The following is a 12,691-nucleotide window of genomic DNA, read 5'->3' as shown; positions in this document are numbered from 1 at the left end:
TTAATAGTTTTATAATTTTTACCAGAAAGTTCTATTTTAGAAGATGATGTTAAACGTGCTTTTTTACTAAGTTCTACTTTCTCTTTTTCAATTTTTAATATTAAAAGTAAATATCTATAAAATTCGAATCGAGTTTATTAACTCTTTAAACATTTGTTGATTATCTTCACTCATTGGTTCCATAAAAGTAATATTAAAGTAATATTTCCCAACTGGTACAGAATAACAAATTGTTTTTATTTCAATGGTACCATCATTAACAGGGATTGAATATATAGATTCAAAACAAACACAATCTTTTCCATTTAGTTTAGTTACCTCAAGTTTATTTGTAAGTTTTAAATCAAAATAAATAGTCTTGATATGCTCAATGGATTTTTCAATCATCATCTTAAAACTATTTATTGATTTAGTTGGATTTTTATGTAAATTAACTTTTATCGTAGGAATAACTCCATTAACTGAATTAATAGGATATTTATAAAAAGTAACAATTTCAATTTTACCTTTACTTTTTTCAATTAAATAATCAATTTTTTCTTCTGATAGATTTATTTTCTCTTTAAAATTATTTATACTTTCATTTTTTTCTGCTTTAATCCAATTAACAGGTTCTTGAATACTAAAATTGAATTGCTCATCTTTAAATATTTTTTGAGCCAAAGAAATTGTACTAAATAATAGCAAAATAAAATACTTCATAGATGTTTTTTTAATATTGTAAAATGTTTTAATGGTTAACAAAATTTTATTTATTATTTTTTACTTAATACATTCAATATACTACCAAATATAAGAAATGTTTCTGCTTATAAAATCCTAAATCACAATTTCTTTAAATAGTTACTAAATGCCTTTTTTATAAAGGAGCATTAATCATAAAATCATGGAATTTTCCAGTATTTAAATTTATTTTTCCATAAAAGAAACAATTTCCACCTCCCAATACCATAACTTCTTTAGTTTTCCAATAATCATTATTAACTTGACAGAAACAATTTATATAAACTTCTTTTTCACCAGTTTTATTTATTATATAGGGAAAATATTGTCTTTTATAATTATTTAAATTTACTACTAAATTTGGCCATTTAGAGGGAAAATCTTTAAACATTTTCTTTAAATCTAAATTCATTTGTTTTACCGCTTTAGGAAGAATTTTATTTAAAGTTTCCACTTCATCATTTGTAAGATAAGTAGGTTTTATACCTTCTTGTTGAATTGTTTCTAAAATAACAATATAAATTTCCCCTTTAGAATTTTTAATAAATGTGTCTGATTTCTGAGTTCCTCTATCGTTACAACCTATCAATAAGAATAGTAATATTATTATTATCTTACTTTTAAACATTACTTTAGTTTTAAAATAGTTATTATACATTCTATTATTAATTAGTCTATAATTACGTAACAGATTATTTTTTTTCATCCGTTCGGCTTTCAACCTCGGGTCTGTTAAAGATAAAATTTCTTGTGGAAAGTAAACGTGTATTAACCGCAAAATTCGCACACGAGCGAAGCGATTAACAAAGGAAACTTGCCAAACTCCTGTTGTAAGTAGTTTTTATAATGTTTCTTTTAAAAATTTTCTGTAATTAAAACCAAAATTTTCTTGAATTTTATATTCCATATTTTCATCTGGAGGGTAAGCATCAAATTTTATTTCTGAATTTTTATTATTTAACCATTTTAAGAAGTCAATATACATTTCATTTTCTGCAACACTTAAAAAAGTAATTTTTTTGATTTTCCCATTTTCTATATATTTCAAAGAATTGTAATTATTCAAACTTTTGCGTGGATTTATATATGTCAATTTTTTTAAATCTGTGTATTTAATTTTTATTATTTTTTGTATGTTCGGATATTCAATTATAACTTCATCATCTTCAAAATAGATTTCAAGATATTTTTTTTTATCGTTTATGATTGAATAAAGAGTTAAGAAAAATATTGAAATTATTGATAATAAAGTAAAAATGAGGTTGTAATTTATTAATGCTATAAAAACACCAAATATAATAGCAATTATAATTGTCTGTAATTGATTGTTTTCGTAATTGATTGAAGTTGAACGGTATGTTTTCATAAAATTGTTTACAACGTCAGACTGTGAAAAACTTCACCGTCTATGAAATCAAATATAGTAAAAAGCTTGCAAGAAAGATATTTTATTGTTCCAAATAACTAATAAGTTTATCTACAACTAAAAAATAAACCTCGCTTAAAAGGGCTTAAACGAGGTCGGAATATTATATTTTTTGTCCCGATGCTTCGGGATATTTTAAAAAATGGTAGTTGTGCAACAGTTACCGCTGTTATGTGTGGATTTTATTTGTTGTTTGATTTAAAGTTTTAGTATATGCTTTGTAATTTCCATATGTTAAGTAAAAAAAGAACAAACCAAAAAATGAAAATAACCCAATACCAATATAATTATTTTGCAAATGAAGTCTGTTAACTTCTTCCAAATTAATCAAAGGTTTGTTTTGTTTATTCATTATTTGTTTAATTTGAATAACTGAAAAATTTAAATATTTATCCAATAAATTCAACTCCTTTTTTTTTGATATTTTTTTATCATAATCATCTTTGTTTAATCCAATAGTTATTATATCACCACTTTTAAATGTTTTGAGAAATTCATCATTATCAAAAATACCATCGTAATTTCGTCCTGAAATTTTAAATTCATAATTTGAAAAATCGGTTAATTGAATAACGAAATGATTTTTTCCTTTACGACCTTTTACTAGAGTTATTTCATTTTTCAATTTATTTGTAAAATAAACAAAATCGTTGTTTTCTATTTTTTTAAAATCATAAAAAAAACTTGAAAAATAAAATATCAATATTCCAACAATTCCACAAATTATAGAATATATAAAAAATTTTGGTTCTGATAATTTTGCGTTTAATTCTTCACTTACTCTCACTCTCTTTTCTATTTTAGAATAAAAACTATGAAAATTAGAGTATTCAGTATCAATTAAGGTTATTTTTTTGCCGTTTTTTAATATAAGGTAATACTCAGTCCAAGAATTGTATTTTCCATCAAAATGTTCAGAAAATTGAGTTATTATTTCAGAATAATTATATTTTTGAGTTTGAAAAAGTTTTTTGATTTCAAAATAATTTTCATAAACATAAATCTGTTTTTGGTTAACCAAATAATAAAAACAATAAAAAATAACTGAAACCAATACAAAAAATCCTAATAATTTAAGATTTTCTTCATAATTGTTTTTTGGTTGAAAATTATTATTTAATAAAAATATAAAGAATGAAAATAAAATTATTCCAAGGAAAATAATTATCCTATTTGTTAGACTTCTTTCAGATTTCGCAATTATTTTATTATTCATTTTTTAATTAATTCTTCTTATACGTGTAATTCGTTATAAAATCACACATAACGTCAGACTGTGAAAACACTTCACCGTCTTTTGACAAATATAATAAATAACTTATAAGAAAAATATAATTCTTAATTAGTTATAGCTACAACCTATCAAAGGAATTTTTGGTTATCCGATTTTTGGAAGTATTATGTTAAATTATTTTCTTTTGGAAGGTAGTCCAACAATTACCTTTGTTAGCTCTAGTTATTTTATAATTACAAGTGTTTGTTTATGTAAAACATCATATTTTTCCTCTGTGTCAAAATTATCAAAGATTGATGGCGTATAGTAATTCACATTTAATAAATCAGAAATTTCATTTTCACATGTGTCGTCAAATAGCAAAATTACTTTCTGATTTACTTGATAATCGTGCGTTGCTTTTCCGTTTGAATTCAAATATGATGCAACAATTAATCTTTCAAATAGACCATCAAATAATTCTCTGTCAGAATGAAATAAATGTTGTGCATCATACCAAATGAAATATCGATTTCGAGGTTGTGTTGTAAAATTGAGAATCACATCATAAACTGAATTCAAATTCCTTCCCGTTTCAAAACCCCAAGGTATTGTCCTGCATAGTTGATAAGCAAAATCGTCTATATTGTTTATATGTTTTCCAAATAATGGACAAACCTCAGAATCGCCAATTCTGCTTAGAAATTGTGTCAAATTTGTTCCAAACCAAATCAATGGATTATAGTCGCAAGTTTTATAGTTGTCCTTTGTTAGACAAATTATATTTGAACTGTTTACAAGTTCTTTGCTTGTTTCCAACCATTCATCATTTCCAATATAACCTGTTTCTATTCTTTGCATTGTCTTTCATAATTACCGCTAACATCAGACTATAAAAAACCTGACCGTATTTTAAACAAATATAATAAAAATCTTGCAAGAAAAATATAATTTTTAGATAGTTATAGCTACAACCTATCAAAGGAATTTTTGGTTATCCGATTTTTGGAAGAATTATGTTAAATTATTTTTTTGGGAAGGTGGTGCAACAGTTAGCATAATTGTACGTAGTATTTTTGTTTAATCCCACCACAACAAAATTCCTTTTTCTTCTTTTATGTATTCTTCTAAAGATTTCAAATCCCCAACTCCTTGGTCGACAGAATCTGGACAAAATTCATAAACCTCTTTTGCGAATTCAGTCATATTTTGAGGTAATTTATCGAATTCTATATGAACATAATCTAGACTACAACCAATAATTATTAGCCCATACTTTGATTTCCATTCGGATATTTTTTTTATTACATCCTTACTTTCTAAATCATAATTAATTCCGTCTGTTTTTCTATACCTTAATATATCTAATTCGTCATTACTTTTTATTATCCCAATATTTTTATTTCCGTTTTGACCCTCAATATAGAAAACAAGATAGCCTTTTTCTTTTAATTTAGATTTTTCTTTTTTAACAAAATTTATTGCATTATTTTCACTAGTTTCAGAAAAAATTCCATCAAAATATTCTTTATCTAGTTCTTCGCTAGTTTCAGAGTCAATTGCAGGTAATTGAGAAATTTTACTTTTTGTTTCTTTTTTTAATTCAAGAACTATTTCTTTATCAAAATCTAGTTTTAATATAAGTTCTTGTTCTGTTTTGGACAATTCAGTTTGGCTTGAACAGCAAAAAAACGAAAGTAATCCAATATTTAAAAATGCTGATTTAAAATTCATTTTATTATTTATTTACAATTTTTCTACAAAATATGCACAACGTCAGACTGTGAAAAAACTTCACCGTCTATGAAAACAAATATAGTAAAAAGCTTGCAAGTAAAATATTATATTGTTCCAAATAACTGTCAAGTTTAATCCTCAGCTTTAAAAAAAAACCTCGCTTAAAAGGGCTTAATCGAAGTCTGAATTTTATGCTTTTGAAACTATTTTTTAAAAAAGGCTAGTTGTGCAACAGTTACTGCTGTTATGCGTAGTTTTTTAATTATTTTTTTCCAAAAAAGCTTTTACCTCACTAAAATAATCCTCTCCATAAAATTTTAAAAATTCACCATTTGATTTTAGTATGTAAAAAGCTTGACAGTTTTCATGAAATGTAAAGATATTTGTAAAGAAAAAACCAGAATCTTTTTTAAAAAAGCTATCAGACGCATATAAGTCTGCAAAATAAGAATTCGGGTTATAAACAAAAAAGTCAATTGTATTATATTTTCTACTAATTTCATCGGAAATTCTCACTCGATTTCTTAAAACATGTACAACATTATTTTCAGAAGATGCTAGTAAAATACAATTTGGAGCTTTTTGATCATAATTTATTAATATATTTTGCTTGTCAGAAATAACTTTTCCTAATTCATTTTCTAGCAAGGTTTTCATTTCAGTATATTCTGACGCTGATAGTTTACCAGTTATTTTCTTTCTACTTTCTTTATACCTAGAATTAAATTCTTTATTAATTACCGTGGTATTATTGGTTGTGTTGGAAAATCCACAAGAATTTAGGAAAAATAGTGAAGTAAATATGAAAATAAATTTAAATAAAATTGTCATTTTTATACCGATTGTTTAAAATTACACATAACATCAAACAGTGAAAAAACTTCACCATCTTCCAAACAAATATAATAAAAAGCTTGCAAATAAGATACTTTGTTGTTCCAGATAATTGGCAAGTTTATTCTACAACTAAAAAATAAACCTCGCTTAAAAGGGCTTAAACGAAGTCTGAATTTTATGTTTTTAAAATTTTATTTTAAAAAATGGTAGTTGTGCAACAGTTTCCGTTGTTAGCAGCTGGCCTTAACTTTTTTAACAATAGTTTAAGGTTTGTATTTTTTTACAAACCCTTTAGCTTCACTTAGATTCCTTGGATAATTTACTCTTAAATAGACACCTTTTTCTATTTGTTCATAAACTGCTTGGAATTTAAAACCATTTTCAACTAATAGTTTTACCATTTCCCAACTTTTACTTTCTGATTTTTTAGGAGGCTTGAATTTATGATTTACCAGAATCATTTTTTTACCACATTGAGGACAATTAGATTCTGTTTGATTTTCATAATCATTTCCTTTGCTATATGAAGTTCTGCATTCTAAGCAGATATTTTTATATCCCATTTTTCGAATCAAATTTTCTACGGATTTTATACGCTCCGTTTGGTGGCTTGCTACTAACGTCAGCCTATAAAAAAACCTGACCGTCTATGAAAACAAATATAGTAAAAAGCTTGCAATTAAAATACTTTATTGCTCCAAATAAATGGCAAGTATATATACAATTTTAAAAAAAAACCTCGCTTAAAAGGGCTTAAACGAAGTCTGAATTTTATGTTTTTAAAATTTTATCTTAAAAAATGGTAGTTGTGCAACAGTTACTGCTGTTGTGCGTTCGGCTTTATTTGTCCTGTTTGTCAATATTTTCTAAAAATTTAATTGGATCTTCCAAAAAACTGTATGCATTTGAATTCTTAATACTATTTTTAATTTCTTCAAAGTCTGGTTTCATAAGTTTTCCTTTTCTGTCAAAGAATAGCCATTCATTTTCTACTCCTAACTCTATCATATTCTTCAAAAATTTTAAGTTCTTTTCTCTTAAATCAACTCGGAAAGAAAATTCTCTAATTGTCAAAGATTTTTCATCCAAATAGATTGAAGCGTCATTGTCAACTTCTTCAGAATAGGTCTTCCAATTTATGCTTGTTTTGTCGTTTCCCCAATTTGCTCTGTTAACAATCACGTCAATTTTCGTAATATAATCATCAGCTTTCATTTCGACTTCTTTCCAATAGATTTTAGCATCTGTTTCAAAATATCCTGTTTCCGTACTAACTCCAATTTCAGTTGGAATAAAGTCGTACTTATTTTCAATTCCTTGTTTCGGAATAATTCCTAAATAATATTGATATACTGCCATTTTGTTTCGGTTTTAAGCTGACTCACAACGTCAGACTGTGAAAAAACTTCACCGTCTTCCAAACAAATATAATAAAAAGCTTGCAAGTAAGAGTTATTTTTTAGCTATTTATACATTCCACCTATCCAAGGAATTTCGCGTCATCAGCTTCAAATGATAAGTTTAGAAGACAAAAATAATGATATGTTAAAACTTGTTTTTTTGAAAAAAAGAGGTTTGTTCACATTCTATAAAAACTCTATTGTAAGTTATTCAAATTCTAGAATTTTGTACAGGAACTAAAAAGCAAACCTCGCTTAAAAGGGCTTAAACGAGGTTGCAATTTTAGATTTATTATTATTTTTTAAATGGTAGTTGTGCAACAGTTACCGCTGTTATATGCTGTACTTTTATTTCCTCGGTATTGCTATTTCGTTTTCTTTGATATATAATAGACCATCAAAAACTTTTAACCACTTTCCGTTTTGATTTGTGTGTCCTAACATTATGCTATTAAATTTTTCTTCTATTTTTTTAGGGTTATTTATATTTATTTCATTAAAATCTATGAAGCCAAAATTATATTTTTGTTTGTCTAAATCAAATTCTAAAGATTCTTTTGGTGATATAATTTTTGTTTCTTCAATGCCTTTAAGATTATAAGGTATTTTTGAAAAACCTTTAGATGAAGTAGTTGCAATACTATATACTTTTTCAGAATATTTTTTCTTAACATGTTCGCCGAATACCTTTAATTTAGAATACATATTTGGGTCACCGTCCGCATAAGTCACTTCACTTAGGTTTGTTGCTCCATGAAAGTTAGCAAGCCAAACTATAATTTTAGCCTTTGGATTTCTTTCTTTAAAGTAGATTAAATTCCTAGCCATTTGATGGTCTCTAGTATTAACATAATAAGCTGTTTCTTCATCTTCATTACTAAAAGTATTAGGATTGAAATTCATCTTAACATGAGTAATAAGATTTTCTACCATTTGTGTGAAAAAGTTATCTTGGAAATGAATAAGTTCATTTTCTTTAATAAAATTTTCTAATTGTAATGTGATATAATCAAATTCTTCAATTGATAATTTTGATTTATTTGTGTTGATTTTTTCGAAAATTGGAGCTAATTTCAGCCATTCTTTTTTATTTAAAATTGCCCAATTACTTTTTTCTAGTTCATTTTTGATAAAACTAATGTTTATCATCGCAGTAATATTTTCGTAAGGTTCTATTCCTGCAAATGAAATTTTACTATTTTTAATAAAACTTTCAAAAGATATTAATTGTTTGGCTGGATTCCATGGATTCCAGAAGTTATACCATTCATTTTCAAAATTGTCAGGTAAATTATTTTTTAAAACATTTCGTCCATTAATAAATTCCATTTGAAGGAAATCCATGCCTTCCATAGCAATTGTATTAAACCCTTTTTCTTCAACCAAATATTTAACAATTTGAGTTTTAACTTCAAACGTTTTTCCTTCTCCATGAGCTGCTTCACCTAGAAGTATTATTTCTTTGTTGGCAATGTATTGATCTAGTTTTTTAAAATCAGTGGGAATTCCATTTTCAGATTTTAATTCTGTCATTTTATCGGAGAGTTCCGTTGTTATTTTTTTACTGCATGAGATGTAAAAAATTGCAATAAACAGGAAAGATATTTTTTTCATTTCGTTTTTTAATATAGCATACAACATCAGCCTATAAAAAAACCTGACTTTCTATGAAAACAAATATAATAAAAAGCTTGCAAATAAGAGTTATTTTTTAGCTATTTAAACATTCCACCTATCCAAGGAATTTCGCGTCATCAGCTTCAATTGATTTGTTTATAAAACAAAAATAATGTTTGGTGAAAACTTGTTTTTTTGAAAAAAAAAAGGTTTGTTCACAGTCTATAAAAACTCGATTTCAAGCTATTCAAATTCTAGAATTTTGAACTACAACTAAAAAACAAACCTCGCTAAAAAGGGCTTAAACGAAGTCTGAATTTTATGTTTTTAAAATTTTATTTTAAAAAATGGTAGTTGTGCAACAGTTACGACTGTTAGCGGTAGTTTTTTTTATACAGTTCTTTTATTTCTATTGTTTTATTCAAATCCATTTTCAGACCATTTTCGAGCAATCTATTTAAAATTCCCAAACAACCTTGATTTTTATTTTTTGCACCATCTAATAAATATTTTAAAATAAAATCTTGTTTTATTTTATCAAGTTTAAAGAACTTTTTTTCATCTCTTCCTTCATTTTGCATTTCCCAAAAAAGAAAAATAAATTGCCACACGTGCATTATCACAATTATGTTTATCTGCCATTATAATAGCAACAGGTAATAATTCATATTTTTCAAATGGAGTATTACCATAATGATCGACTAAATTTCCAAATGCTTTAGTATCTCCATTTTCAACACATCTTTTTTTAAGTTCTGCAACTCGTTCCAAACTGAAATAGCGTTGTCTATTTTCTTTTTTTAGAACTGTTTTATTAGGTGAATTGTTACAACTGATAATTAATGTAACTGTTAACAATATCAATAGTTTTTTCATTATTAGTTTTTTTCGTGTGTTGTGTAAAATTACCACTAACGTCAGCCTATAAAAAAACCTGACCGTCTATGAAAACAAATATAGTAAAAAGCTTGCAAGTAAAATACTTTATTGCTCCAAATAAATGGCAAGTATATATACAATTTTTAAAAAAAACCTCGCTTAAAACGGCTTAAACGAAGTCTGAATTTTATGTTTTTAAAATTTTATCTTAAAAAATGGTAGTTGTGCAACATTTACGGCTGTTACAAGACTTTTTTATTCCGAAGCCATTTTAAATTTCAAGCTAATATTTTCACTACTTTTTAACTTCTCTTTGATTAACATCTCTCCTTTGTAATTATATAAATACTTTTCTATAATTATACCGTTTGGAATATTTTTTCTTTTTTTCCAGATTTCATAAGCTGTTGAAAATGTTAGTAAAGGTTTCATGTCTGAAGATGTATCTATAACATAGACTTCTCTGCCGAGTTGTTTCTTTTGTTCTTTTTCTGGATTGTTGCTTTTCAACATAACACGCTTACACATTTTATTATTCAAAAGCGTGTCTTTTAATTCTATAAAATCATAATTATCAACCTGAAATTTATATGGATTACTGTATTTTCTCAATAGTTCTTTTTCCAACGTAATTTCTGAATTAGTTAAATTTTGATTGTTCATTTGACCTTTCCAGTAAACTCCGTTTTGATCCAAAAATGTAACTTCTTCCTTATTACCCGAAATATTATGATAAGAAGAATAATAGCTATTGTCTTGGTTGTTTATTAGGTAAGTAACATCATGGTTTTTCTTATGATTTTTTAAATCTATGTACTCATAAGTTAACCTACAATTGAAATTGTACTCATAAGTTTGAGATAGAAAAATCAAGCAGAATCCTATTTTTAGTAATTTCGTCATAAAATGTCTTGTAACGTCAGTCTGTGAAAAAACTTCACCATTCATGAACAAATATAGTAAAAAGCTTGCAAGTAAGATACTTTTTTATTCGAGCTTATTAGCAAATTTTTCAATAGCTAAAAAAAGCATACCTCGCTTAAAAGTGCTTAAACGAAGTCTGAATTTTATGTTTTTAAAATTTTATTTTAAAAAATGGTAGTTGTGCAACAGTTACCGCTGTTAGCAACAGTTTATATTAATTATTTTTCTCTAAAATTCACGAATTATGCCAAAAAGATTAATGTAATATTGTTTTTCGTTATTAATTAAAACTAACATAGTATCTGAAGAAATTGTTGATTCGTAACTAAAGTTATCATATTTTGGTGGCTGTATCTCCTCACCTCTAAAATCTAGCAAACCATATTTTTCTTTATGCTGAATTATAATCAAACCATTGTTAATTTTATACATCGGACTATCATATTTAGGATAAACGATGAAATCATTTTTGTTAGGATTGAAGGTACCCCAAAGTCCATTTTTTTTAACCCAAAAAAAGTTTTTATTTATGCTATGAACTTCAAAATCATAGTCGGCAATAATTAAATTAGTTTTTAAATCAATAATTTGACTTTTTCCAGACTTTACTAAAACAGCATAGTCTTTTTCTGCGACATTAGAATTCAAATTATTATATTTTTTGAAAAAGATATAATCTCTATAAATAAATATTTCATCATAAATAAAATCACTAATTGTTTTTCCAGTATTATCTATAATACCGTATTTTGAATTTTTACGAGCTTTATTGAATTGATTAAGTTCATAAAATTTTTCTTCAAAAATAATAGGGAATAATATTGAGCCGTTAAAACTTGCAATGCCATACAATCCGTTTTTTTTAATAGAAATAAAATTTTCTCTTACTCGAACTTCATCGTATTCAGTAGGAATGATTTCTTTAATATTTTGTAATGAAATTACACCACTACCATTAAAATCTTCTACTTCCGTATAGTGGTCATTTCCTAAATTATAAAATTGGTTTATGTGGTAATATGTTTTACTAATTTGTTTTCCTGTTTGATCACAAATATAAGAGCCATAATCTCCTATTATTATAAAACAAGAATCATTTACTACCTTTGTCCCACGATGTTGCAAAGGAACTATTATTTGATTTTTTTTATTGACAATGCCAAATTTTTCATTCTTTGAAACTGCAAAAAAATTAGTGCTATAAGAATACTCAATATCAGAATATTCAAATGGTAATATTGTTTGGTTTTGACTGTTTATGATACCTTTTAATTTATTTTTTTGTGCGATAAATAAATTTTTACTTGACGAATAGCTTTGTATTTTATTGTATTCTAAAGGAATTATAACTTTGCCTGTACTATCAATCACACCAAATTTAGCATCTTTGTAAACCTCTATGTGTTTATTACCTAGAAAAGTAATATCTTCATATTTTTCACTAATGGAATTACCTTTTTTATCTATTAATTCTTCAGTTCTTTTAAATATACCTGTTGTTTTGTCAAGTATAAATTGATTGAAATCGGGTGTAAAACCTATTCTGTTTTCCGTTTCTTTGATAACTTTAAAATCTTTATCAATAATAAAAAAATGGTTTTCAATGTTTTTGGCTAAATAAACGTCGTTATGTTTTACAAGAAACACAATTGTTTTAAAGAAATCTATTGTTTTTTGTGGTGCTTCAATGCACTCTAAGTATTTTACGATGTTGAACTGTAAAGGTGCATTACTAAAATTACCATTTTCACTTTGATGAATTAATTCAAGCAATTGATTGCATTTTTGGCCATAAACATTTACAAATGTTAATTGAAAAAATAAAAAAAATATTTTAATTGTTTTATATCTCATTTGTCATTTTTTTCTAATTGTTATAACTCAGCTATATTTTATCGGAATTGTTGCTAACGTCAGACTGTAAAAAAACTTCAC

At 25.8% G+C, this 12,691-nt stretch carries 14 protein-coding genes; all 14 read right to left on the bottom strand.

Going from position 1 to position 12,691, the window contains the following annotated elements; genetic code table 11:
- Positions 1-114: 114 nt before the first annotated feature.
- The 14 genes from KQS_RS06025 to KQS_RS05960 all read right to left on the bottom strand — a co-directional run bounded on the left by KQS_RS06025 (position 115) and on the right by KQS_RS05960 (position 12,610).
- Positions 115-702, bottom strand: a complete 588-nt coding sequence (locus tag KQS_RS06025; RefSeq protein ID WP_014388304.1) for a hypothetical protein — start codon at positions 700-702, stop codon at positions 115-117.
- Between the two features lie 157 nt (positions 703-859).
- The gene (locus KQS_RS06020) at positions 860-1,351 is read right to left on the bottom strand and encodes a hypothetical protein (protein ID WP_157868398.1); all 492 of its coding nucleotides are present in this window, start codon (positions 1,349-1,351) and stop codon (positions 860-862) included.
- Positions 1,352-1,564: 213 nt separating this feature from the next.
- Positions 1,565-2,089, bottom strand: coding sequence for a hypothetical protein (locus KQS_RS06015; protein WP_014388302.1), 525 nt, complete (start codon positions 2,087-2,089; stop codon positions 1,565-1,567).
- Between the two features lie 229 nt (positions 2,090-2,318).
- Entirely contained in the window at positions 2,319-3,365 is a 1,047-nt protein-coding gene (locus KQS_RS06010; RefSeq protein WP_014388301.1) for a hypothetical protein, read from the bottom strand.
- 240 nt (positions 3,366-3,605) lie between these two features.
- The gene (locus KQS_RS06005; RefSeq protein WP_014388300.1) at positions 3,606-4,223 is read right to left on the bottom strand and encodes a hypothetical protein; all 618 of its coding nucleotides are present in this window, start codon (positions 4,221-4,223) and stop codon (positions 3,606-3,608) included.
- A 219-nt stretch (positions 4,224-4,442) separates the two neighbouring features.
- Positions 4,443-5,096: a DUF4253 domain-containing protein gene (locus KQS_RS06000; protein ID WP_014388299.1), complete on the bottom strand. Its 654-nt coding sequence runs from the start codon at positions 5,094-5,096 to the stop codon at positions 4,443-4,445.
- Positions 5,097-5,357: 261 nt separating this feature from the next.
- Positions 5,358-5,930: a hypothetical protein gene (locus tag KQS_RS05995; RefSeq protein WP_014388298.1), complete on the bottom strand. Its 573-nt coding sequence runs from the start codon at positions 5,928-5,930 to the stop codon at positions 5,358-5,360.
- 269 nt (positions 5,931-6,199) lie between these two features.
- Entirely contained in the window at positions 6,200-6,499 is a 300-nt protein-coding gene (locus KQS_RS05990; protein ID WP_014388297.1) for a hypothetical protein, read from the bottom strand.
- A 277-nt stretch (positions 6,500-6,776) separates the two neighbouring features.
- Entirely contained in the window at positions 6,777-7,295 is a 519-nt protein-coding gene (locus tag KQS_RS05985) for a hypothetical protein (protein WP_014388296.1), read from the bottom strand.
- Positions 7,296-7,684: 389 nt separating this feature from the next.
- The gene (locus KQS_RS05980) at positions 7,685-8,869 is read right to left on the bottom strand and encodes an erythromycin esterase family protein (protein ID WP_014388295.1); all 1,185 of its coding nucleotides are present in this window, start codon (positions 8,867-8,869) and stop codon (positions 7,685-7,687) included.
- 458 nt (positions 8,870-9,327) lie between these two features.
- Positions 9,328-9,534 carry a hypothetical protein gene (locus KQS_RS05975; RefSeq protein WP_014388294.1) on the bottom strand — a complete coding sequence of 69 codons (207 nt, stop codon included), beginning with the start codon at positions 9,532-9,534 and terminating at the stop codon, positions 9,328-9,330.
- Complete coding sequence (locus KQS_RS05970) at positions 9,524-9,829, bottom strand: hypothetical protein (protein WP_014388293.1); 306 nt, start codon at positions 9,827-9,829, stop codon at positions 9,524-9,526. The genes KQS_RS05975 and KQS_RS05970 overlap by 11 nt, the downstream gene beginning before the upstream one ends.
- A gap of 258 nt (positions 9,830-10,087) precedes the next feature.
- Positions 10,088-10,735 (bottom strand): hypothetical protein, encoded by a 648-nt coding sequence (locus tag KQS_RS05965; protein WP_157868397.1) that lies wholly within the window; start codon positions 10,733-10,735, stop codon positions 10,088-10,090.
- 249 nt (positions 10,736-10,984) lie between these two features.
- On the bottom strand, positions 10,985-12,610 hold the full coding sequence (locus tag KQS_RS05960; protein ID WP_014388291.1) for a WG repeat-containing protein: 1,626 nt from the start codon (positions 12,608-12,610) through the stop codon (positions 10,985-10,987).
- Between the last annotated feature and the right edge of the window lie 81 nt (positions 12,611-12,691).

Source organism: Flavobacterium indicum GPTSA100-9 = DSM 17447 (genome assembly GCF_000455605.1).
In the GTDB taxonomy this organism is placed as follows: domain Bacteria; phylum Bacteroidota; class Bacteroidia; order Flavobacteriales; family Flavobacteriaceae; genus Flavobacterium; species Flavobacterium indicum.
Note: the sequence above shows the minus strand (reverse complement) of the source record. Positions and strands in the feature narration are given on the sequence as shown.